Annotated in this window: 9 protein-coding genes; 5 read left to right on the forward strand and 4 right to left on the reverse strand. The window is 48.0% G+C overall.

Annotated elements, in window-relative coordinates; all coding sequences use genetic code 11:
- Positions 1–121: 121 nt before the first annotated feature.
- Genes ABDW33_RS19485 through ABDW33_RS19495 form a run of 3 tightly spaced genes read right to left on the reverse strand, consistent with a single transcriptional unit; the run spans position 122 to position 3,074 of the window.
- Positions 122–1,666: a DHA2 family efflux MFS transporter permease subunit gene (locus ABDW33_RS19485; RefSeq protein ID WP_343691764.1), complete on the reverse strand. Its 1,545-nt coding sequence runs from the start codon at positions 1,664–1,666 to the stop codon at positions 122–124.
- 28 nt (positions 1,667–1,694) lie between these two features.
- Positions 1,695–2,438 (reverse strand): SDR family NAD(P)-dependent oxidoreductase, encoded by a 744-nt coding sequence (locus ABDW33_RS19490; protein ID WP_343691765.1) that lies wholly within the window; start codon positions 2,436–2,438, stop codon positions 1,695–1,697.
- 51 nt (positions 2,439–2,489) lie between these two features.
- Complete coding sequence (locus ABDW33_RS19495; RefSeq protein WP_343691766.1) at positions 2,490–3,074, reverse strand: TetR/AcrR family transcriptional regulator; 585 nt, start codon at positions 3,072–3,074, stop codon at positions 2,490–2,492.
- A gap of 255 nt (positions 3,075–3,329) precedes the next feature.
- Here ABDW33_RS19495 and ABDW33_RS19500 point away from each other — a divergent pair, with 255 nt between their 5' ends.
- Both ABDW33_RS19500 and ABDW33_RS19505 read left to right on the forward strand, forming a co-directional pair.
- Complete coding sequence (locus ABDW33_RS19500) at positions 3,330–4,115, forward strand: hypothetical protein (RefSeq protein ID WP_343691767.1); 786 nt, start codon at positions 3,330–3,332, stop codon at positions 4,113–4,115.
- Between the two features lie 36 nt (positions 4,116–4,151).
- Positions 4,152–6,056 (forward strand): heavy metal translocating P-type ATPase, encoded by a 1,905-nt coding sequence (locus ABDW33_RS19505; RefSeq protein WP_343691768.1) that lies wholly within the window; start codon positions 4,152–4,154, stop codon positions 6,054–6,056.
- Here ABDW33_RS19505 and ABDW33_RS19510 read toward each other — a convergent pair.
- The gene (locus tag ABDW33_RS19510) at positions 6,033–6,683 is read right to left on the reverse strand and encodes a 4'-phosphopantetheinyl transferase superfamily protein (RefSeq protein WP_343691769.1); all 651 of its coding nucleotides are present in this window, start codon (positions 6,681–6,683) and stop codon (positions 6,033–6,035) included. The genes ABDW33_RS19505 and ABDW33_RS19510 overlap by 24 nt on opposite strands.
- A 1,235-nt stretch (positions 6,684–7,918) precedes the next feature.
- Here ABDW33_RS19510 and ABDW33_RS19515 point away from each other — a divergent pair.
- The 3 genes from ABDW33_RS19515 (at position 7,919) to ABDW33_RS19525 (ending at position 25,653) form a co-directional block, all read left to right on the forward strand.
- On the forward strand, positions 7,919–15,370 hold the full coding sequence (locus tag ABDW33_RS19515; protein ID WP_343691770.1) for a SpvB/TcaC N-terminal domain-containing protein: 7,452 nt from the start codon (positions 7,919–7,921) through the stop codon (positions 15,368–15,370).
- A 10-nt stretch (positions 15,371–15,380) separates the two neighbouring features.
- On the forward strand, positions 15,381–24,806 hold the full coding sequence (locus ABDW33_RS19520; RefSeq protein WP_343691771.1) for a neuraminidase-like domain-containing protein: 9,426 nt from the start codon (positions 15,381–15,383) through the stop codon (positions 24,804–24,806).
- Between the two features lie 202 nt (positions 24,807–25,008).
- Entirely contained in the window at positions 25,009–25,653 is a 645-nt protein-coding gene (locus tag ABDW33_RS19525) for a hypothetical protein (RefSeq protein ID WP_343691772.1), read from the forward strand.
- Positions 25,654–25,701: the final 48 nt, after the last annotated feature.

A 25,701-nucleotide genomic window follows, 5' to 3' on the forward strand; every position in this document is an offset into this window, starting at 1 on the left:
TGCATCATCAGCGGCGCTGGTCATTCCCGGCAGGACCGTTTACATGCGACAGGTAACGGCCCCGGCCGGTATGCTGACCAAAAAATTTGCTCCTGCAAAGGGAGGTGCCAATGAACATTCATCAATGATCTGACAACACTACTTTCATCTGTACGCCCGGCTTCTTTCTGCGCGCCAGTAATAACAATGGCAGTGAAAAAAGAAATACCATTCCTACCATCAGGTAGGCATCGTTATAACTCAACAGGTTAGACTGTTTGCTCACCACGAAATCTACGGCCTTCAATGCCTTCTGCTTTGCCTCCATCATCCCGATCCCGTGTTGCATAAAATAGGCCGTATAATCACTGATCCGTTTCGCCGTTGCGGGATTATCCGGTGTGATATGACTCACCAGGTCTGTTCTATGTACCGCATTCCTGTTGGTGAGATACGTATTCACCATCGCCAATCCAAAACTCCCGCCCAATTGCCGCATCATATTATTCAATGCTGCCCCCTGTGGTATATCTTTTAGCTCCAGCGACGACACTGCCAGTGTTGTTAATGGTACCGTGACCACTGCTAAGCCCACTGCCCGCCATACCAGGCTTCCCGTAATCATGCCTGCACTTGCATCCAGGCTCAGATGCGACATCTGCCAGCTAAAGAGTACAAACAGGAACATCCCGATCGTGATCATGACAATAGGAGAGACGCCCTTTTGCAACAACGTTGCCGATACCATCAGGCCGCCGATGGCCAATAGTGCACCCGGCAAAAGCAACAGCCCCGTTTGGGTAGGCGTAAAGCCCAGCAACCGCTGTGCAAATACAGGTGTGAGAAACACAGAACTGAATAATCCTACCCCGGAGATAAACGTCAGTATCGCTGCCAGGCTCAGGTTCTTACTCCGCAGTACCCGCAGGTTCACAACGGGATTACTGGTACGTAGCTCCCACCAGATGAATAAAAGTAGTCCGAAGAAAGCCGTCACACTCAGCAGGATGATATAGTTCGCCTCAAACCAGTCGTCCGTTTCCCCGCGTTCCAGCACCGTTTGTAACGATCCCACCCCGATTGCCAGGAGGAAGATCCCCAGCCAGTCTACCTTGCCCGCCTCCTGTTTGAAGTCCGGCTCCCGCAGTAAAAGGTAACATATAACAGCCACCGTTATGCCAATCGGCACATTGATATAAAAGATCCAGGGCCAGTCGTAGAACTCAGTAATATATCCTCCCAAAGTAGGTCCGATAGTAGGGCCTACAAATACCCCGATGCCAAAGAGCGCACTGGCTACATTCCTTTTCTCCTTCGGGAACAATTCAAATACAATCGCCTGCGATACGGACAGCAATGCGCCGCCACCCATTCCCTGCAGGAACCTGAAAGCCACCAGCGTCCAGATATTCGATGCCTGCCCACACATAAAAGAGAAAAACGTAAAGGCAATGACAGAACCGATATAGTAATTCCGCCTGCCCAGTTTCAACACTAAGAAACTGGTGATGGGAATAATGATCACATTCGCAATCGCATAGGCTGTGATCACCCACGAAGTATCTTCCAGCGTGGCCCCCAGGTTCCCACTCATGTGCGAAAGGGCGACATTGACAATAGAAGTGTCGATCAGTTCCATTACTGCCGCAGCAATAACAGTCACCAACAGGATGGTTTCTTTTTTCATACCGATCGGTATATTTTTGTGCAAAAAATTATTCGTTGCTATTGAGTGCCTGCAGGGCGTTTTCAGGAGAAGAAAGATAGAGTTGGTACATACCGGCGGTATTACCTACATGTATTTCGTATACGTCATTTTTAAGCCCTTCCAGCAGCTCGGCAGCTACCTGTGAAGCCGGAATACCTTTTTCACCACCTATCTCCTTAGAGAACTCCGTATTCACCAATGGAGGCATTAATTCAAATACACGGACAGGAGTATTTTTCAATGTGATCCGCAGTACCCTGCTATAAGCATGTAAGGCAGCTTTGCTGATACTATAACCCGGAATATTGATGCTGGGTGCGAAAGCGACAATGCTGGAGACGTTCACGATCGCGGCCTGTGGCTGTTTGTTCAGCAGGGGCAGCAACCATTCATTCAGCCGGAGTACCGCGAGATAGTTTGTCTGTATTTCGGCAGCCGCCTGTTCAAAAGTAGCTACGCCGGGAAGTAACTGGTAGGGAGAAGCAGCATAACCGGCGTTATTGATCACGATATTTAGCTGCGGAAACTTTTCATTCAATTCGGTTACCAGCTTACTCACATCATCCGCGCTACTGATATCTGAAACGATCGCGGTCGCATTTTTCAATTTTGCCACAGCGGTTTGCAGCCTTTCTGCATTGCGCCCGGTGATGATCACCTGGTTGCCCTGTGCACTCAATTGTTGTGCGATCTCGAAACCAATACCGGCACTGCCGCCGGTGATAAGTATAGTGTTGTTACTGATGTTCATGTTGGTAGTTTTATAATATACCGATCGGTATATTTTTATGTAAAAAAATAGTCAGAGTTTGTTGATCATGTTTTCGATGGATTGTACGATGGCAGTACGATAGTTCAGTTTACCGGTGACTTTCGTGATCATGATCGCTCCTTCGATGGTGGCAATCAGGGTCAGTGCAGTTTGCTCTATATTCAGACCGGGTTTAAATTCACCTGATTCAATGCCTTTATGCAGTATATCTGAGATCCTGTTTTTCCAGCCGGCAATGGCTTCTGCCGATTTCGCTTTCAGCTGGGGATGTGTATCATCCGATTCTACGGCTGTATTCAATACCGGGCAGCCACCTGTAGGGAAAGGGGCGCTTAGGAAATTGTCGTAAATTTTAGTGTATACCAGCAGTTTACCCCTGTACGTCTCTTCTTTCGCCATGGCGCTTTCAATGATGCCGATCACTTTTTTGAAGTTCCAGTCAAAGCAGGCAAGGGCTACCTCATCTTTATTGGCAAAATTGCCATAAATGGAGCCTTTGGTCAGGCCGGTTGCCTCCGTCATATCCGTAAGAGATGTGCCCGCAAAACCCTTGGTATTGAAGATAGGAGCGGTTTTCTCCACTATATACTGCCTGGTCTTTTCTGCTTTGCTCATACCTGTTCGTTTAAGACGATGTAAAAATATACCGATTGGTATAATTCTCCAAATAAATTTTACTGCGGCCTCATGTGCACTGTGCCCTCTTACCTTCCAAAAAGCATAGATATTCCGCCTATAACCCGCAGATAACCCGCTGATAAGCCGCCCTTAACCCGCATCTTAAAAGAGGCGGGATATCTGCGGGTTATCTCCGGGTTAAGGACGGCTCAGGAACGTCTTTGCGTTATTTGTTAACTTAAACCATATCTTATGGCCATTAGAAAATCGGTTATTCAATTCGAAGGGAAACTCGAAGGCTTCAATTCATTCCTGCCCAAAGGCCGGGATGAAGCAGATGGATACATCGTGAGAAAAAACGGGGGTCCATCCAGGAAACAGATTGAAAAACTCCCTTCCTGCGAGCGGGTACGGCGCAATAACAAGGATTTCGGTACCTGCTCTTCCGCCGCCAAGGCCCTCCGGATGGCTATTTCCCCCGTGACGCACCTGGCAGATGTCAATCTTGCTGCACAGTTTACTTCCCTGTGCAGACATCTGTTATCGCAGGATCATGATCATACACCGGGCAGCAGAACGGTTTCTTTTGCTGCATTCGGTCACCAGCTGAGTGGATGCAACCTGAACAGGCGATACCTGTTTGACAGTGTCGTGAGGCATCCCTTGTCTGTTACATTGGATCGTAATGCAGCCCGTGCCACGATCGCGGTGCCTGTACTGCAACCCGGGGTAAACCTCGTGTTGCCCTGGCAACCACCTTTATACCGGTTGATATTCAGCCTGGGGGAAGTAGGGGATATTTCGGAAAAAGGTTTTTCGGGCAACTGGCGCCCACCGGTCTCCTTTGTTTCCCCATGGTACCCGGTACAGCAAAAGGTGGAAGAAAGTACGGTCACTTTACAGTCCGATCACGGGCCGATAGGAGAAAAAGAATGTTGGGTCGTCGCCGCAGGACTGGAAATGGGTACGATCGTGACAGATGCCATCGTAACGAAGGTGAAGCATACAGGGTGCGGGAAGATCCTGCTGGTGGGGTGATCGTTAAATTTCGTATTCTTTCGTATCTTCAGACCTATGAGCGAACAACATCAACACCATGATCATTCCCATGATCACGGACATGGCTGGAGGAAATACATAGAACTCATCTGTAGCCTTACCTGTGGCGCTGCACTGGCTATTGGTTTTGGATTATCTTTTGTGAAAGACATCCCTGCCGTAGTCCCGTTGTCGTTATACATTCTCGCTTATATCGCCGGTGGTTTCTTTACCGTTAAAGAGGCTATTGAAAATATCAGGGAAGGCACCTTCGATATCGATTCCCTCATGATCGTGGCTGCTGCCGGTGCCGCAGTCCTGGGCGACTGGGCCGAAGGGGCTTTACTCCTCTTCCTGTTCAGCCTCGGTCATGCCCTGGAGCACTATGCCATGAACAAGGCGCAGAACGCGATCAGTGCATTGGCGAAGCTGTCTCCTAAAACCGCCTGGCTGAAAAAAGACAATAACCTGGCGGAGGTAAAGATTGAAACCCTGCAGGTAAATGATATCGTTGTTGTGAAACCAGACAACACCATCCCTGCAGATGGCATTATCATCAAAGGAGGTAGTGCTGTTAACCAGGCCGCCGTTACCGGCGAAAGTATGCCGGTAGACAAAGGGGTTGACAGCATGGTGTATGCAGGTACGCTAAATGGGAGCGGGGCATTGGAAGTGAAGGTGACAAAACCCGCCAAAGACTCCACCCTGTCTAAACTCATACAGCTGGTGAACGAAGCACAATCACAGCAGTCACCTACACAGCGGTTCACAGACAAGTTGCAGAAATTTTACGTGCCCGCTGTCATTATCTTTGTTTTCCTGCTTTGCTTCGCATTTCTCGTGATCAACGAACCTTTCAGCGCCAGCTTCTATCGTGCTATGGGGGTATTGGTAGCCGCCAGTCCCTGTGCATTGGCCATCGCTACGCCAAGTGCCGTGTTGAGTGGGGTAGCCCGTGCCGCCCGTGCAGGTATCCTGATCAAAGGGGGCCGTCCCCTGGAAGACCTGGGTACACTCAAAGCCATCGCCTTTGACAAAACCGGTACCCTCACAGAAGGTAAACCGAAACTCACCGATATCATCCCGGCTAATGGCATCACTAAAGAGGAGTTGCTAAAAATGGTGGTAGCAGTTGAATCGCTCAGCGACCATCCACTTGCCAAAGCGATTGTAGCCGATGCACAGCTCAAAGATGTCACTCCCGCGGAAAATCTCGAATCCATCACAGGTAAAGGGATCAAGGCGCAGTGGCAGGGTCACAACGTCATCATTGGCAACAAAGCCCTCGTTTCCGCGGCACCTGACATTCTTCAGCTACTCGACGAAAAATCCAAAGCAGGGCACACCGCTATGCTCGTGCTTAAGGATGGGCAGTATGCAGGTATGATCACAGTCATGGATACGCCCCGCGCAGAAGCCCGGGCAGCCATCGATGCACTCAAAGCTGCAGGTATCAGTAAAATGATCATGCTTTCTGGCGACAATCAGCTCGTAGCCGACGCCATTGCCAAAGAAACCGGTCTCACCGATGCCTGGGGAAATTTATTGCCAGAACAAAAAGTGGAAGCCATTAATAAACTGAAAGCATCTGAACGTAAAGTAGCGATGGTCGGTGATGGGGTGAACGATGCACCTGCTATGGCCAATAGTACGGTAGGTATTGCCATGGGTGCCGCCGGTTCCGACGTAGCCCTGGAAACCGCCGATATCGCATTGATGGGAGACCAGCTGACACGACTACCCTTTGCGATCGCACTCAGCCAGCAGGCTAATAAGATCATCAAACAAAACCTGGTGATCAGCCTGGGAATGGTGGGTGTCTTAATTCCCCTGACCCTGCTGGGAATCGCCAGTATGGGGCCTGCCGTTATTGGTCATGAAGGCTCTACCCTGGTAGTCGTATTGAATGCTTTGCGATTATTGGTGGTCAGAGAAAAATAAATCTCCCACATTGATCAGGTTGATCTTATCCAACGGATAGCGGCTCGCCACATGACATAAATACGGTGAGAAATCCCGGATGGCATATAACTGCCATTCGCTGTTCTCAAAAGGATTGAGCAGGTGCAACTCGTCGGTTAACCCGGTGCCACTGGCTTTAAGCACAGCCTCCTTGGCCGTCCAGTATTCAAAAAAGGTACGCAGCGGATCAGGGGAGCGATGTATATGCGCCCATTCCGCCGCTGAAAACTGCCTGTTGAAATCTTCTATTTCCATAGGAACAGGGCGCTCTACATCGATGCCGATCGTATTGTCATTCGCCATCGCACACACCACCAGGTTGCCTGTATGTGAAATATTGAAATCGTTCCTGCTATCGGGAAAATACGGACGGGTAGCCGCCGTATACTGCATGGTAGCCAGGGTATGTGACTGCCCGTTCTCTTGCAGTGCATATTGTAAGATATGTTTACCCAGCAAGCTGGCATGTGCATCTTCCCATCTGCGAAATGCCAGCACTTTTTTTTGCATGGCTGCAGGCAGCTGTGCGAGCAGCGACGAGAAAATGTCACGGGGTAACGGCGTGACAAAATGCGCATAGTATATTTTACACCAATATTTTTCCATGGGTTGCTATTAAATTCTTTGCATTACCGGGTTGTTTCAACTATTGTCGTTCCGAAAATTTATGGGTTGTATGGACAGTTGTGCGGGCTGCCTGGTTAGCTGAAATTAAATTACTTTATTTTCATCTAATGTGTCTGGATTCATTTTGCATCACAGGTGAGATTTTCTTTTTTCGCGACCCGGTTTTACAGGGATAATACTTGTTATCCCGGGGAAGGCAGATTGCACTGAAAGGGCGGTGTGGGTATGGTTTCATATATCGGACTTTCCCAGATAAGTACTTTTGTTGGTTTATCATAGCTGAGTACATTAATTCAAGGGGGTATATTGGGAAAGGAAACCAACAATAGAATTGCTGACAGACGCATTGCAAATAGATCAAAAAAGAGTATGGAAATAGTTGGATAATTTTTTTTTAGAATTCAGAGAGCAGCGCCATTTTTATTACATGCTTTTTACTATATTTGTGAATATTAGTCACTTATTAGGTATTAAGGAAGTTTTAAAATGTCAGATCCACATCAACGCTTGTGATACGATGTCTCTTATGGCCATGTGACTTGATGACAAGTGAAATATCCCAAAGTTTTATAATTCACAGCTTGTTTTTCCTGACCCCTGATTGGAAATTCCCCTCAAATAGATTCAATGTTAATTAGATGATTATACCACATTATGAATTTCTGGCCTAACGAATTTCCCTAAAATCAAGTATTAAATCTGAAAGCTTACAGCTAATCAGCAACCCTAACTTTTCGTCATGAACTAATGTAATTATTACCTATTATTAAATGTAAGGCTGCTGGCGCGCTGGCGCCGGTCAAGCTTAAGCGATGCCTGGTTTATTGCTAAGATAATCCGGGTTTAAAGAGTATACCTTGCATAGCCGGTATAACGAAGTGAAGTTCGATTAAGAAAGCGTTTTAATAAGAGAAAAGTTCTTCCGGTAAATACCTCGGCCCAAACAACAACTGATCTTACCCAAATTATCAGGCGAGTATGCACTTGCCAGGTTATGTATTGCATTAAACAATTTGAACCATATGGCCATATTGTTTATAGTATACAGCGCAAGGTGACGTGTAAACGAAATTAAAGCGTTAAAGATGAAGCATATTTTACCACACATTTATTTAATAAAGGAACAACATTAAAATTCCCGTTAAAGCGCTTAAAGTAACCTCTAATCGATCAATTACTAGCCATGTAGCTAATTAAAAGACATTCATACCTCAATGACCAAAACAAAAAAAATAGCGGAGAGTCCGGACTCCGGCTCAAAAATTTCCATCCAGGAAATTTCGCTGCCCAAAGGCGGGGGTGCTGTTACCAGCGTTGGCGATTCATTTCAAACCAACCTGTTCTCGGGCACTGGCAGTTATTCTATTCCGCTTCCCATAACAACTGCCCGCGGTCTTGAGCCGCAACTGCAACTGGTATATGATTCTTCGCGCGGGAACAGCCCTTTCGGCCTGGGCTTTAACGTGGATATTCCTTATATCGGCATCATCATGCGCAACGGTATACCATTGTATAATGGCAAAGAAAAATATGCCTTTAATGAAGGTGTTGAATTTGTACCGCTTACAGAAACAATCCACGGCGAAACCATTATTGTTCGCCGGCAGGATACGGACAACAATATCACCTACTCCGTAACATCTTACCTGCAGCAGGAAGAAGAAGCATTCATGCTGATAGAACAATGGCAGGACAATGCATCGAAAAATATATTCTGGAAAACGATCAGCAGCGATAACCAGGTTACCATATACGGAAAAAGCGCCGATACTTTTATCGTCAATCCTGCCGAGCCCACGCAGGTTTGCCGCTGGCTGATCGAATCGGTAACGGACAGCAAAGGCAATAAGATAAAGTTCAGCTATAAAAGAGAGAACGAAGAAAATATTCCTGACGACATCAACAAGGCAGGTCATAATTATGATACACAGTTGTACCTGCACATCGTACAATATGGCAACTATTTCGATGTGCAGCAGCAGGAACAGTGGGCATTCCAGCTTGTTTTCAACTATGGCGAATACGATCTGCCGAAGAACGGGCAGGCATATTTCCCGGCCTATACACCGGTACGCACATGGCCAGCAAGAAAAGATTGCTTTTCAACCTTCCGCGCCGGTTTCGAAGTGCGCACCTGCCGGTTATGCAGCAGCATCATGCTTTTCCATTCATTTACAGAACTGGGAACAGCATCCATGCTGGTGCGTGCATTAACATTGGCGCATGATGAAACCGATATATTCTCTTTTGTAACATCCGTACAGCAATTTGGATACCGGCTGAACAGCGATAATACCTGGTGGGTGTCCGGCGCAGCCGCAGCAACATTTTCCTATACATCTTTTACGCCACCCCCGGCGCCGGATTTTAAGACGCTGAAGGTGCATGAAGATGGGAAAATTCCCGGCGGACAAAATTACTATTTGCCCGTAGACCTATATGGCGAAGGCCTTCCCGGGTTTTTAATGAGCAACAGCACGGGCACTTTATACTGGCAGCCGCTGGGCAACGGTGTATACGACTATCCCGAAGCGCCGGATACATTTCCTTCAGACCGTGATCTCACTACGCCCGGAAACCTGATCACCGATATAGATGGCAATGGCCAGCTGGAACTGGTGGTGAATGAAAAAGAGCGTTCCGGTTATTATACAAAGAGGGATGGCGATGAAGGCTGGAATAACTTTGTTGAATTCCGGCAACGTCCGCCGCAATCCTCATCATCGCTTGAATTTGAAATGGCGGACCTGAACGGAGATGGCAAAACAGACATGATCTCTATAGGCTCCGATTATGTTACCTATTTCCGTTCAAACGGTACGGAAGGTTTTGCCACGCCGGAAGAGCGTATAAAAGTGAAAGGTCTTCCATGCCAGCCCGATTCGCCCAATATAAATATCAGTTTTGCCGATGTTTTTGGCGATGGTGGGCAGCACCGCGTCAGCGTGCTCAATGGCGCTGTGAATGTATGGCCTTCGCTGGGGCATGGAAATTTCGGCAAGGTCATTCGTCTCGGTGGTGCACCGTCTTTCAGGCAAAATGAGCAGCCCACCGTATTGCTGTCCGATATTAATGGTTCAGGCACTACCGATGTTGTTTTAGTATATTCTACGCAGGCAGAGATATACATCAACCAGTCCGGAAATGGCTTTGCGCCTGCATTCACCATAACATTGCCTGATGTATATGCTCCGGGAGACCAGGTCAGCTTCGCAGATATTAACGGAAATGGAACCGCCTGCCTGGTGTTCACCAAAACATCGCCTGAAGTAACGCATTATTACTACGATTTTCTTGCAGAAGATATTGCAGAACCGTTTGCCAGCGGCGTAAAGCCTTACCTTTTATATGCCATGAACAATGGCCTGGGACTAAGCACAAAGCTCAAATATAGCAGTTCTGTTGAATTTTATCTGCGTGATAAAAAAGCGGGAAATCCATGGATCACGCATCTGCCCTTTCCCGTGCAGGTGGTGGAAAAAATGATCATATCGGACAGCGTGAACGGGAATACGCTTACCAGGAGATTCGCTTACCATGAAGGCTGCTATGACAATAGTCAAAAAGAGTTTCTCGGTTTCGGTTACGTGGAAAGCTGGGATGCCGAACAGTACGAAACTTTCAATAACACAGGTGCACCGGCAGATTTCCCGGTGAATGATGTGAACAGCGAGCTGTTTGTAGCACCGGTATATACACGCGAATGGTACCTCACCGGCATTATGGAAGGAAGTGATGCGCTGCTGCTGCAATACCAGTCGCAATACTTTAACGGTGATCCCGATGAATGCAGGATTCCTGCGTATGTTCTTGATGATGCGATAAAAAAACAGTCATCATCAGTCGTTGCAAAAGCATGCCTGATGATGAAAGGAAAATTGCTGCGCCGTGAAGTGTATGGACTGGATGGCAGCGCCCTGGAAAAGAATCCATATACTGTTGAGCAGCATTGCACCTATATCAGCTCTTTCCAGGAATCGTCTTCCATTTCAGGACCTGTATTCTCCAGCTATGAGCCGGAAGCAATCACTTATAATTATGAACGCCAGCCAAACGATCCGCGTATAGAGCACCAGTTCACACTGGAAACCGACAAGTATACTAATGCACTGAAAACAGCTACGGTGTTTTACCCGAGAAGGAACAGCGGCGATCCTGTGCGGGTTATTTACCCGCAACAGCAGCAACTGTATATCACCATAAACAAAAATAGCTTCATTAACCAGGAAGTACCATCACGGTGGATCGGCGTGGATTGCTGCCAAACACAATATGAGGCTGGCGGTGTTAGCATTACACCGGGTCAGTATTTCAGCTTTGCTCAGATGGAAGTGATCGTTAACGATGCAATGAACAACATCATTTCTTATTCGCAGCCATTTACACAGGGAAAAGTGGAGGCAAGATGTTTTGGAAATTCACGCACTTATTACTGGAATGCCGGTCAAACAAGCGCCCTGAACTTATGTGATCCCCTGCCGGAACGCATGCTCATCCATCATAGGGAGGAGGCCGTGTTCGATCCCGGTTTTATAACACAAGCTTATGGTGATAAGATAGATACTGCTACTATTGAGAATGCCGGTGGCTATTATTTATCCGATGGGTATTGGTGGAACCGTGGACTGGTACAGAACTATTTTACCACTGCCAACGCATTTTACATGCCCGAAAGAGCAGAGAATTCTTTTGTGGCAAATACATCTCCATTATATGCAAATGCGATTGCCGGTTATGATAACTATTACCTGCGCGAAACCAGCACCAGTGCTTATGTAACGACTCCGCCGGGCGAAGATCCTGTGTATAATATCACCACTGCGCTGATCGATTATTATATCATGTCGCCATGGCAGCTCACTGGTCCGAACAATAATATATCACAGGTATTGTTCGATCCGCTGGGCAAAGTGTATGTAAGCGCTTCGCATGGTTACGAGAATGGTCAATATGCCGGTGATATGGACCTTGTCAATTACACCCGCATGCCCGACAAAGGTTTTTGCGATGTGTTGAACAACGCTTCCGAATACCTGCAGGGCGCAGGCAGCTACTATTATTATGAAGAAGGCGATATACGCAAGCCCTGCTCCGCGGGAGAAGAACCGCAGCCAGCACGTTGTGTGGTGTTGCAGGGGCAGCAATATGGCAATGGCATCAGTCCGCAGGACCGCATCATACTGAAAGATATATCTTATTTCGATGGCATGGGTGAAATAACCCAGCATAAAAGCTATGCTGGCGCCAGCGGCGCGCAAAGCTGGGTGGTTAGCGGCAAGGTCGTGTACAACAATAAGAAGAAGCCCGCGCAGGAATATCTGCCGTTCTATTCAGACAACCCGGATTTTGAAGATCAGCAAACCGTTTTGGATGATGACGATATCGTTCCTCCAACGGTAACACATTACGATCCGCTGCTGCGTGTGATACGCATCGATACTCCAAAGCTTTTCTTTAGCTATACCGGGTTCACACCATGGGAAACCATCAGCTATGATACGGACGACACTGTTCGCGATTCCCTGTTTTACCAGACATTCATGGCGAATTACCCGGCCAATCCTACGGACCAGCAGAAAGATGAAAAAGATGCGCTGGATAAAGCCGCCGCATTTTATAACACACCTTCACGTGAAGTAATGAACAGCGCCGGCCATGTTTTTTATTCCATCCAGAACAATCTTGGCGAAGTGTCATCCAATGCATTTGAAGAGATGGTGAATGGCAGCGGCGTTACATCGCAGCAATTATGGGATGAGCTGGTATTGAAAAAATACCTGGTTATAGGTCCATATCCTGAATATGGTGCATGGACGTCTACAGCTGTCCAGGTATATGCCCCTGACTTTACATTTGAACTAAGCGAGCCTTTCCTGCAATTCATTCCGCAGCTGACAGATTTTTTCCGGCAGAATGGTCTCATCACAAGCTCGTTGCCCGATATCAACGGCCGGCATCTTTCCATTGCTGATCCGCGCTTGTATTATTCCAACTGTCATTCGGAAACGGATTACCAGAACTTCATTAACCTCTTTCCCATGATGGTCGATCAGCCGGCACGTACGCAAAGTTGCGATGCCGGGTTGAAGCAGGTATTTGCGGACATATATGGTAATACTGTTCTATCATGGGATGCCCGCGGTTTCTGTACAAGACAGGAATATGATCATTTACAACGGCCCACCGGCGTATATGTAACCGGTAGCGAGGGCTCGCTGACCCTTAACCAATACACCGAAAGGATCGTGTATGGCGAGCTGGTGACCGATGCTGCGAAAAACAATCTTATTGGTAACATCTATGCCTATTACGACCAGGCCGGCAAGTTGCTGATCGATTCCTACTCGTTCGCTGGGAAAGCATTAAAGCAAACAAGATATTTTCTAGATCAATACACGCAGGAGCCCAACTGGAACGATCCGGAAAAAGTTCCGCTTGAGAAAGAAGCCTTCGTCACCACCTTCCGGTACAATGCTGCGGGAATGACCACACAGGAGCAGATGCCGGATAAAGGACAGGTGCTGTGGACATACAATGAAATGAACCAGCTGAACACGGTGAACGGTATCTTCCCGGACAATACCACGCAAACCTATATCAGCTCCATCACCTACAATGCATCCGGCAGCCGGCTGGCAGTGCATTATGCAGGTGGAACAAAAACCGCATATACTTACGAACCCACTACAGAACGCTTGCAGCGGCTGCTTACTACGCGTTCAGACAACCGATCGAACGTGCAGGATACCTGGTATACATATGATCCCGTGGGTAACCTCACCCGTTGCCGCGATTATTCGGAAGAAGAGGTGTTCTGTAATAATCAGCTGGTGGAACCATTGATGGATTACACACTGGATGCCGTCTATCGTTTGATCAACGCTTCCGGGCGGCAACACATAGGCATCCAAAAGAGCACGCACACCAACGGCTTCAAGCAAAGCATCTATGCGCAGCTTTGTCCAACCGCGCCCCTGAGCGACCAGCAACAGCTCGAAAATTATGCTGAACATTATACCTATGATGATTCCGGTAATCTTGTGGAGCTGAATCATATCGCAAAATCCGCATCATGGACGCGTGTGATGAATGTGCCGGCATCTTCCAACAGGGCCATTCCCCAGGATGAGCCTACGGATGCTTACGATGCGGACGGCAACCTACTGCAGCTAAATAATCTTTCCGGGATTACCTGGAATTACCGGAACAATATCTCCGGCATCACTACTATAGAACGCGAAGATGCAAATGATGCAGATTACTATGTATACGATCATACGGGGGAACGGGTGCGAAAGGTAACCACGCAAAAAGTAAATGACGGGCTCCTGCTGATCTATGAAAAAAAATATATCGGCAATTACGAAGTGAAACGCACGTACAACAACAGCATCGATCCCGCTAACATTGTATCTGAATGCCAGACAGAACGCGTTGTCGATGACAAGAAACATATCGTGAATGTGTTATACTGGACCATCGATTCGAAAAGAGAAAGGCAACGGCAACAGCGGTACCAGGTTGAAACATTGATCCAATCCGTTTCTGTCGAACTGACTGAAACGGGAGACATCATCAGCTATGAAGAATTTTATCCATTTGGGGGAACGGCTATTATTGCGGGGAATAACCAGGTGGATGTGGAACCCAAAGAATACCGGTTTACGGGGAAGGAATGCGACGATTCTTCGGGATTGTATTATTACGGGGCCCGGTACTACATATCATGGCTGGGACGATGGATGAGCGCTGACCCCGCAGGGCCCGCAGATGGCTTGAACCTGTACGAATATGTAAATAACAACCCGCTGATCAATAACGACCCTGCCGGCACCACCAAAGGTAAACCATATAAGTCGCCTTCTTCATCCGGAACTAAAAAGAAGATCAGGAAGAAGAAATTCGGCATAGTGCGCGACACCGTTACCGGGGAGATCAGGTTTGTGGGCAGGCCCTCGTTCGATTCAAAGGCAAAAAAAATAAAAGTACGTTTCCATGCAACGAAGAACAGGGAGCTAAATGAAGACCGACGCCACGTTATCGGGTATGACGATACCCTGCGCCCCATGTTCACGATGGTTGCTCAAAACTTCGCCAATGCAGGAAAGTCGGCCGAATTTGTACAGCAATTGAAGCTGCAATACCAGAAGCATGGTGTTGCACGCGCCCCTTCGAACAATGATCCCGATAAGCACATGCTGTTCGCCCTGACAAAGCTCAATTCCGTCGTGTCCAACCTGCCTGCAGGACTGGCCAGCCAGAACCAGGCTATAGAGCATATACGCCAGCAGGGCATGCGCCTGAAGGATACTATTAACGAGGAATACAGGAAAGATGACAGCATCAAGTTGCCGCAGCTGAAGACCATTATGAAAGAAGGTTTTGCCGCCGGCGATGGAGATACCGCCATCACCGTGTTCGCCAACGAGAAACGCGAGCTGATACGGGACTGGATAGACAAGGCAGAGAATGAGGTGCAACTGAATGACCTGCTGCACAGTGTTATTGCTTCAACGGGCATCGATCTTAGCAGTGCAACAAATTCAAAATCGGTGAATGAGTTCGCCCTGGATTATTCATATAAAATGAGCGCTATCAGGTGGGGCTTTACCAGCGACCTGAATAAACAATTGGATGATGTAATGAGCATCCTTTCCATGAAATAAAAAAGAAAACATGGCAAAGAAAAAAGCAATTGAAAAAAAAGAAGTTGTTAAAAAAACAGCCGGGAAGAAGTCTGCAACAGCAAAAACAGCGAAACCAGGGAAAAAGGTAACGCCAGGTGCAAAAACAGCTGCTGACACCAATGAAGCATTGCGGCAATACCTCGATGCGCATCCGCAGTTCAACCTTCTCACCTATGATTTTTACGGCGATATAAATAAGAAATCAAAGGTGGCAAAGGATTCGGCAGCCGGTTTAAAAGAACAGGGCCTGGAAGAGAAAGCAATGCTTCGGCAGCGTTTGTTGCGCGTATGGCCCGACGTGGCCATTGCGGAGAAGCTGGAAAAGATGGGTTACGATTCCGCTGCACGCATCGCCTATGTGCCACGCTGGCGTTTCATACGGGATGCCGGCAAAACCCTGAATACTAAAAAAGAGCCCGCACTCGCCCAACAGATACATGCCAGTGCATCGGCCATCACCGAAAAGATGAAGCATGTATATGCCAGTGTGCACAGTACTGTTGCATCGCCGCATTACCGTGCATCTATGTTCAGCAACACTTCCGAAGAGGTAGAGGAATACGTGCAGGGTATTCCCAGCTACCAGGTATTGTTTGGAGACCTGGATTTTTGCAAATGCGATGAATGCCGTTCCATCTTCAGCCCCGCCGCTTATTTTCTCGATATCATGCGCATCACCGATGATTACATTACTGAAGTGAATGCAGCTACCATTCCCAAAGGACTGAAGTTGGAAGAACGCCGTCCCGATCTCTTCAACATGAAGCTTACGTGCGCCAACACCAACGATCCTGTGCCCACCATCCGCATCATTAATGAAGTGATGGAAGATCATCTCGAAGCAGGACAAATAGTGGTCAAAGGTACAGCGCAAAGTGGAAATGCCACATCCATTACATTGGACACATCGGCATCGGGAACTGACAATGCCTATTCAGGTATGCTCGTGTATATCAGCGCAGGCACAGGAAGCGGGCAGCAGCAAACCATCACTGCCTATACGGGGTCATCCAAAATCGCCACGGTGATGAATGCATGGGAAAGGATGCCGGATAATACTTCTCAATATGTGATTACGCGGGATATCTACAGCCTCATGGCGGTATCGCCCTACCCATTTAATTTACCATGGAACCTGCCACTGGAACAATCACGTTTATATACAGCCAGCCTGGGCACATCGCTCACTGATATTTATACCGCGCTGCTGGCACCCATACAATGGGGGAATGTTGGCAGCGCCACTACAAATACCATCGTTTTTGCCACCACCACACAACCTGCGCCCGCCAGCTATGTAAACATGACGGTGGAGATCGCCAACGGGACAGCACAGGGCGAATTGCGACGCATTACCGCTTATGATGCCGGTACAAAAACCGCAACTGTTGACAGCCCATGGGGCACTATTCCTGACAACACATCGCAATATTATATTTCCAATCCCGGTCCTGCATTGCGGGAATCACTAGGATTGACGGTTGAACAGGGAAACCAGCTAACCACACCATTGGTAAGCGGTGCCACACTATCGCCGCAATTTGGTTACTCCGGTCTTTCCGATACACAGCTTGTTACCAGTCTTACACCGCTTGATGAATTCATGTGGCGAACAGGTTTAAGCCGCACACAGGTGGTTTCATTGCTGACACAGGATCTTACTGAAGAAGAATTGAGCCTGGGCATTGCAGATACTTTCTACATCAATGCCACCGGTGAAAAACAGCATTATATGCAACTTGGTGAAGATGTGAGCGGCGACGATGCAATCGAGATTGTACAATACCTAACCGTAAAACGACTCGACAGGCTGAACCGCTTTATCCGTCTTGCCGCAGAAACCGGCTGGTCATATGCTACGACGGACTGGGTCATGAAGGCATGCCAGGCATCAGAAATAACACCGCTCTTCCTGGCACAGGCGGCGCAGGTAAGCATTCTGTGCGCACAAACATCGCTTTCCCCCGAGATAGTTTGCAGTCTCTGGTACCTGATGAAGAACTATGGCAGGGTAAGCATCACCCGCCGGATGGATCTGTTCGATACCGTTTATAACAACCCGCTGGTGTTAAAAGGGAAAGACCCATACACCTCTACATTCTATATTCCTTTCGACCCGTACAATCACCCCGGTCAGCAATGGGTGATCTCAGATAACACTGGTCTGAACGCAACCATACGCGGCAGATTGGGTGCAGCTTTGAGCCTGAACGATAATGATCTTACCGAAATAGCGATGTTTGTTTATTCGCAGGTAACGGAACACCCTTCCGGCACACCTGCGCTGGCATTAAGCTATGAAAATCTTTCATGGATGTACCGGCTTGTAATAATGGCCAAGGTGTCGAAGCTCTCCACTGATGCATTCCTGCTTTACCTGTCGCTTTGCTATTACCCCGATGTGACCAGTTATACGCAGCCACCATACGGATCGTATGTGCCTTCCATCGATATGGTATTTGCAACGCTGGCGCGTACTGACTGGCTGAAGAAAAGCAATTTTACGCCTTACCAGTTGCAATATATTCTTACCGGCATCTTTCCCGCAAAATACAACGGGCCTACCTACAATGCCGTCGAGGTGCAGAAGTTCGTGCAATCGCTGGCCGCCATATCAGAATCATCGCGCATGAAAAGCGATTCATTCATGTACGGCAATATCGATGCGGATGCTTCTGCCAGCATATTCGACCAGATGGTGCTGAAAGAGTATATAGATGCATATGGTATCATGCTGGTAAAATCAATCAGCTTTCAGCAGGCTGCAGAATTATTGCCTATACCCGAAACGGCTTTTATTTCGGATAATATAGATGCTGAAATGTCGAAGCAGGTATTCACGTTGCTTACCGGGAACCCTGCAGGTACGCCATACCTGGTCAATGTAACCACTGTCAATAATATCCGTTATGCGCAGCTGGCAGAAAATTATTATGCCTATTCGCCGCTGGATTTTCTATTTGTATCGAAAGGTGCAGGACAACAGAACCAGGTTAAATCTTATGATGGTGCAACGCATACGGTAAGCGTGAACACGGAATGGACGCCGGTTCCCGATACCACTTCATGGTATACCATTTCAGTGGATGAAGGCAATGGAACAGCCCAGGGCGCAACTATCTACAGTATTGTGCTGGCCGAAACAGCTATGGCCGAAGATGGTTATTACAACGGCATGGAGATTTCCATCACCGGCGGAACAGGCAACGGGCAGAAAAACAAGATACTCTCCTATACAGGTGAAACACGCGAAGCTGTAGTGGATAAAGCATGGACCGTAATACCCGATAACACGAGCGTTTATGCATTGAACAATATACTCAACAGCGGGTTTGCACAAAGCGCAACCACAAACACTATTGTGCTGGATGCAAATGCCTCCTCCGTAAATAATGAATATAACAACGATGCTGTATCCATTACGACCGATCCCAAAGCCGAATTGAAACGCGGGGAGGTAAGAAAAAAGCTCGTCACCTACCGCAATGATATAGAGCACACAGCGGCGCAGGTACCACAATTTGAAACATTGCAAAACGAGAACTGTTTGCAAGCCCTGGCCGGCTTTATGCATTCTTCTGCCACTATGATCTCGGTGTTGCTGCCATTTGCTGCATCTGTAAACGACCTCAGTAGCTATCTCGAGGCAATGCTGGTGCCCGTGCCATCGTCATTGGAATCATCCTTCCTGCCTTTTGTAACGCAGCAGTCGTTCGTTAACGACCTGATCACTGCCGATGAATCCACCGCTGCATATAATGCACTGGTAAGCGCCAATCCGCAGATCATTATTCCGAATGATACGCCATCCTATATGCAGGCCAATGGTAAAGTGAGCAGCACGTTCACCAAATCCACGCCGCTCGACTTTCTCTATACCGGGCAGGACCAGGCCGGGCTGAAACGCACTTATACTAAATCGGTATTGCTGATGAGCCAGCGCGCTTACCAGGTGAACCAGCTGGTGCAGTCATTGTCAAGGAGCATATTGCTGGCAGACCGCATCAATCTTACCGCTACCGAAGTGGCATTCATTTTATCCGTTCCGGGCTGCTGCGACATCAGCAATGTTGACCAGCTAACGCTCAACGACATTATTATCATTACCGGTTATAAATCGTTGGTGATTGCGTTCAATAACAACAGTGATGCGCTGAACATTTTCTTCGGGATACCCAAGCAGGCGGTATTGCCCAACAGCAAAACCGATACACTGGTGCAAATAACGGGATGGGATTCGCAGCAGCTTTGCGCGCTGATACAACGTTACTGGCCGCTGGATAATATCAACCAGACACATACCACCTACGGTGGTGTACCCGGTGTAATGCGGCTGAAAAATGCCTTCGATCTGAGCGCAAAAACCGGCATCGATATCTACAGCCTGGTTTATATCAACAATATTGTTACCCTGCCGCTTGCAGATAGTTCCTGGCAGCTCATCACCGCCAACTGGGTAACATATGAACAAACCGCGCAACTGCTGCTTTCATCATCCAGCAGCAAGCTGGGTGACGTGGCTTTTGCGGAAGCAGACAAAGTGATTTCGAAAACACTGATGACATCGCAACGCAATGCGCTGTTACCTTACCTCATCTGGCAATTGCATTCCGACCCCAATTTCACATACATCCGTAATTCGAATGATGTGTACCAGTATCTGCTGCTGGATGTGGAAATGAGTGCATGCGACACCTCTTCCTACATTGCGCAGGGTATTGCATCGGTACAGGTCTATTTGCAGCGTTGCCGCATGAACTTCGAAGCCGGTGTTACAGACCTGTCCAATATAGGCACGGCATGGTGGGAATGGATGATGTCCTACCGTTTATGGGAAGTGAACAGGAAAATATTTCTCTACCCCGAAAATTATATCGATCCTACTTTATATACCTACGCTTCACCCGCCTTCAAAAAGTTTGAAGAAGCATTGCAGCAAACCAATATCAGCGACCAGACGGTTACCGAAGCCTTTAACGAATACATGGGCGAGTTCAATATCGTTGCCGGTCTTGTGCAATGTGCATCTTACACAACAACGATACATGACGACCAGTCCGGAAAAGATATCGAACGTTTATACATTTTCGGTCATACGGCAGAACAGCCATACACCTATTATTACCGCACCTTCGATAAAAGCTATTCCTGGTCGGCATGGCAGGAAATGGATATCAGCATCGCCTCACCGTTGGTTTCCCCGGTATATGCTTTCAAGCGTTTGTATATTTTCTGGGTGGAAATATCCGAGCAGTCCGGTTCAACCATCGTATCGAACAATTCCATTCCCAACAGTGCTTCTGTGGGGTCCATTAAGTTTAGCTTTTTGAACCTGGATGGAAGCTGGTATTCACCGCAAACCCTGCAGGAAGGGGTGGTGATCGATTACCAGTCAAATTACCAGTTCGACCAGTATGTGTCCAGCATACTGCCATTAATGGTTCCGTCATATAACCCGGATCTCGTGTACTGGCGCAAGGTTTACCCTTTATACCTCCCCCAGGAATCATTCTTTTATCCCAATAAATACCCCAATAACGAAAGCATTGCTATCTTATATGGTTTTGGCCTCACCACTGCGCCGGGGCAATCACCACCGGTGCCAGATCCACCACCAACAAACATCAACGCAGCCCAATACGAACTGGAATATAGTTCATGGAAGCTGGTGAGCAATTATTCATCAGTGGGTAAGGTGAACATTCCCGGTCAGACCACCTACGTGGCCAAGCAGTCATCGGTGGTGTACGACGCCTCGCTGAGCCGGCAAACCATTTCGCCGGTGCTCATCAACTACAGGCCGGATTATAATCCTACGCCTTACATACCCTACCTGAACCGAACTGCATCCATGCTGGGCATTAACGAAACATTTTACAAAAACATCATCGTCGATAATTATATGAGCGACGATCCTGCCGCTTTTCCGACGCCCGGCCAGACGGCTACGCCCCAGTTACAGTTACTGAACAATGTATCACCAAAGACCACCAGCATCACCACTGTAAAGAACACTGTGGGCAGGTTTATATTCGATAACGGCGACGAATCTTTCCTGGTGGTAACACAGGAGCAGGGCATAAAGGATATCACCGCACTGATCTCATCTGATTATTCCTATTCGCCTTTCCCTTCCGGTTTCTTTTATTTTTACACTTCGTCTTACACCGATACGCCTACCGAGCTGGCAAAACTTAAGTTCAACTTTTTGCGCCTCAGCACACGAGCCGGCAATGTATTTTCCGCCAAGCTGATGGTGGGTGGAGTGGATCAGTTGCTTACCATTGAATCGCAGGAAACGCCGGAGTTCTCATTCAGCAGGCTATCACCGCAAGCCGCGGTCGTACCACCCCTGACGGACAAGCTCGATTTCTACGGCGCATACGGGTTGTACTTCCAGGAGATATTTTTCCATGCACCTTTCCTGGTGGCTTCCATGCTGCAAACGCACCAACAGTTCGATTATGCGAAACAGTGGTATGAATATATTTTCAATCCAACACAGCAACCCGGAGAAACAGTAACGAATCCCGAAGACCGTTTCTGGAGATACCTTCCTTTCAGGAACATGAATATGCCTTCGCTGATACAAACGCTCACCAACCCGGCGCAGATAGACGCATACAATAACGATCCGTTCAATCCTGATGCCATTGCCAAGCTACGGCCGTCGGCTTATGCAAAAGCAGTGGTGATGAAATACATCAGCAATATCATCGCATGGGCTGACAACCTGTTTGCGCAGGATACGCGTGAATCCATCAACCAGGCCACTAACCTGTACATACTGGCGCAAAGCCTGCTGGGCGAAAAGCCGGAGCTCGTCAGCAACTGCCCTGTACCCAAGCCGCTGAGCTATAATGAGATCAAAGCCATGTATAATAACCAGACCGTTACCACAGGCACGGCACAGGCAGGAACAGCGATCTCCATCACATTGGCCAACACGTCATCAACACAAAAAGATGCCTATACCGGCATGTACATACAGGTGACCGCGGGAACCGGCGTAAACCAAACCAATTTCATTACGGCATATACGGGCAGCACATTCGTGGCTACCGTTTCCGAGCCATGGACAACAACGCCCGATAGCACATCGGTTTACCGTATTTATTTGGATAACATCCCGCAGTTCTACATCCATCTTGAAAACTCACAGTTCAATGATCCCGCACAGCTCACCAATTACGAAGGACTGGTGTACAATGATATTCCTTCTTATTTCTGTGTGCCCGAGAACAGTGAGCTGGTGGCTTACTGGGGGCTGATCGAAGACCGTTTGTTTAAGATCAGGCATTGCATGAACATCGATGGGGTGGAAAGACCGCTGGCATTGTTCGCACCACCCATCGATCCGAGGCTGGTGATCGCTGCTGCAGCATCTGGCAACGCAGGCATGCTTACTTCGGCACAACTTGACCTTCCCATTCCCGCATTCCGTTTTGATATGATGCTGGAACGTGCACGCAATTTTACATCTACCGTGATGGGCTTTGGTTCATCGCTGCTTGCTGCGCTTGAAAGAAAAGATGCGGAAGTCTTATCTGTAATGCAGAATGCGCAGGAACGTGTGCTGCTTGAAATGAACATGCTGGTGCGTACGGAAAATGTGAACATGTATATTGCTAATGGCGCCGCCCTGAATGAATCGCTGAAAGCAGCAAATGAGCGTTACACGTATTACAATATGCTGGTGCAGAAAGGACTGAACACCGGCGAGATACTGAACATTGCGGGCATGACTACAGCTATGGCGCTGAACGTGGCATCCAGTATAATGACCGCCGCATCTGCTGTTGCATTTCTTATTCCCAATGTGGGCTCACCGTTCGCAATGACATATGGCGGGGAACAGATCGGATCTTCGTTGTCCGCGGCAGCCAGCGTATTCCAGGCAGGAGCCATCATTTCAGATTTTGTTGCGCAACTGAGCCTCACCATTGCCAATTACCAGCGCCGCGCAGAAGAATGGCAGTTCCAGTCAAAGCAGGCACAGTTCGAATCCGCAGGCCTTACTTACCAGATACAATCGAACAGCATACAGCAAAAGATCGCTGAGCAGGAAGTGAAGATCCAGGAAACCACTATCAAGCAGAACCAGGAAACCGGCAAATACCTGCAGGATAAATTCACAAATGCAGAACTGTACCAGTGGATGGTTACACGTCTATCCACCGTGTACTTCCAGGCCTATTCGCTGGCTTACGAGCTGGCCAGGGAAGCGCAACGCTCTTACCAGTACGAGCTGAATACGAACCAATCGTTCATCAACTTCGGTTACTGGGACAATATGAAAAAAGGATTGCTGGCTGGTGACAGTTTGATGCTGTCACTGATGCAGATGGAAAAATCGTGGATCGATAAAAACGTACGTACACTGGAAATTGAAAAGACCGTTTCATTGCGGCAGCTTGACCCCAACGCGTTTCTGTCACTGGTAGAAACTGGCGAATGCCTCTTCAGCCTTGGTGAAAAATTGTACGATGATGATTATCCTGGTCATTATGCCCGGAAGATCAAAAGCATATCCGTCAGCATTCCCGCCGTGCTTGGACCAAACCAGGATTTTCATGTAACACTAACGCAACTGACGAACCAGGTGATATTGAAGCCGGATGTGAATGCTGTGAACTTTTTGCTGGGTGGAAGCGATGCGGAAACGCCTGCGGCTGATGTACTGCGTACTAACTGGAACAACAGCCAGATGATCGCAGTATCCAATGGCGTGAACGATTCCGGCATGTTCGAAGTGAGCTTTAATGACCAGCGTTATTTGCCGTTCGAAGGAACAGGCGCCGTATCCAACTGGAAACTGAGCATGCCCGAATCCAGCAATCTTTTCAATTTTGCATCGGTGTCGGATGTGATCGTGCAGGTAAAATACACGGCGATCAACGGCGGCTCGCTGTTCAAACAGCAGGTACAGCAGCTTGAACCCATGCGCACACGTATCGGTTCGCGCTTCTTCAATATGGCGCAGAATTTTTCACAGCAGTGGTACACATTTATGAATGTGCATCCATTGCCGTCAGCAACGCAAACATTACAGTTCTCTGTTGACAGTGTGCAGCCACCGCATATAGAAAATCCTGTATTGGCCGGGTTCTACTTCCAGCTTGAAGTACCGGAGGGTATTTCAACGCAGGGCTCCGTTCCCTACATCACGCTGTTGCTGGGAACGGGTGTTGATATTACGTTCAACCTCGATAAGAACAATGCCTGCACTGCGGTAATGAATAACCCGCCGCCCATTGAAAACGTACTGGGCTCCGCCAGCATCAGCTTCAATTTAAGCAATACACCGGTCGCATTAAAGACCAGTACCACTCCGGTATGGCTCGACCCCGCTATTGTATTGAATGCTGTGCTGATCCTGTTCTGGAGCGGCGAGAATCAAAAGCAAAAAAACTGATTATTTATCAATTAAAACAATGCCTATGGCCCCCAAAAAATCCACTGTAACTGCGGGCGATGACCCTTCGTGGTACAAGCAATGTCTCGAGAATATTAAAAAAATTCCGGGTGGAACATTATGCCCCCAGGAAGATTGCAACAATATGTCCTCCCTGTTACACAGGGTCTGCAACTGCCTGCCCCCTTACTTGAACGGATGTATGAACAATCCTGTTCCCGGTTGCTGCAGCTACGGGCCTTCATCGCCGCTTTATGTTTTAAACGCCAACGGTGGCTGCTATTGCTGTTGCGGAATGGCACCGGGTGCTTCAGTGGCTGTTAAAAAAAGCCAGCGCATCGCTGCCGACCAGTTGAAAAAAGGCGACACGATCTACGTTCCAAAAGACACCTCATTACGCCAATGGACATCTGTTCCCCTTGAATTCGTTTCCCTGAGCAAGACTTCCGTTGAAAATCCGCAGGTGAGCATTCAACTGCGTGATGGCAAAGGAAAAGAGTCTACACTTATCGTTGGAGAACGGCAATTGCTGATGATGCCCGACAAGAAATTTAAAGAAGCCCGCAAGATAGTGCCTGGTTTGGATCAACTGGTTAACAAAGATGGACAGCCTATGGAAGTAAGCAAAATAATCACGGGCGTGTTCGGGCAGTTCATTTCCTATATCGCTTCATCCGCGGCGCCTGCAAGTGAACCAGAAGGGCACCTGCTATCGCTGGATGGCATTATCTGTGGGGATTATGCCTTGTCGTTGGGAATTGGGCCAGGTAACCTCGCCGATAACCACGAGCAATTGCCCAATATCGGCACCAATGAATATAAGCAGCGGTACCCACATCTGTCGTAATGTTACCTGCACCTTTGTTAGTGATCAAGGTTAAATATTTATTTAAAA

Origin of the sequence: Chitinophaga sp., assembly GCF_039596155.1 — a bacterium.
Taxonomy (GTDB): Bacteria; Bacteroidota; Bacteroidia; order Chitinophagales; family Chitinophagaceae; genus Chitinophaga.

Bases quoted from the DNA above. Each gene is read 5' to 3' on its own strand.
- ABDW33_RS19520 (WP_343691771.1), top strand. From the start codon at position 15,381: ATGGCAAAGAAAAAAGCAATTGAAAAAAAAGAAGTTGTTAAAAAAACA.
- ABDW33_RS19525 (WP_343691772.1), top strand. From the start codon at position 25,009: ATGAACAATCCTGTTCCCGGTTGCTGCAGCTACGGGCCTTCATCGCCG.
- ABDW33_RS19485 (WP_343691764.1), bottom strand. From the start codon at position 1,666: ATGAAAAAAGAAACCATCCTGTTGGTGACTGTTATTGCTGCGGCAGTA.
- ABDW33_RS19505 (WP_343691768.1), top strand. From the start codon at position 4,152: ATGAGCGAACAACATCAACACCATGATCATTCCCATGATCACGGACAT.
- ABDW33_RS19510 (WP_343691769.1), bottom strand. From the start codon at position 6,683: ATGGAAAAATATTGGTGTAAAATATACTATGCGCATTTTGTCACGCCG.
- ABDW33_RS19500 (WP_343691767.1), top strand. From the start codon at position 3,330: ATGGCCATTAGAAAATCGGTTATTCAATTCGAAGGGAAACTCGAAGGC.
- ABDW33_RS19515 (WP_343691770.1), top strand. From the start codon at position 7,919: ATGACCAAAACAAAAAAAATAGCGGAGAGTCCGGACTCCGGCTCAAAA.
- ABDW33_RS19495 (WP_343691766.1), bottom strand. From the start codon at position 3,074: ATGAGCAAAGCAGAAAAGACCAGGCAGTATATAGTGGAGAAAACCGCT.
- ABDW33_RS19490 (WP_343691765.1), bottom strand. From the start codon at position 2,438: ATGAACATCAGTAACAACACTATACTTATCACCGGCGGCAGTGCCGGT.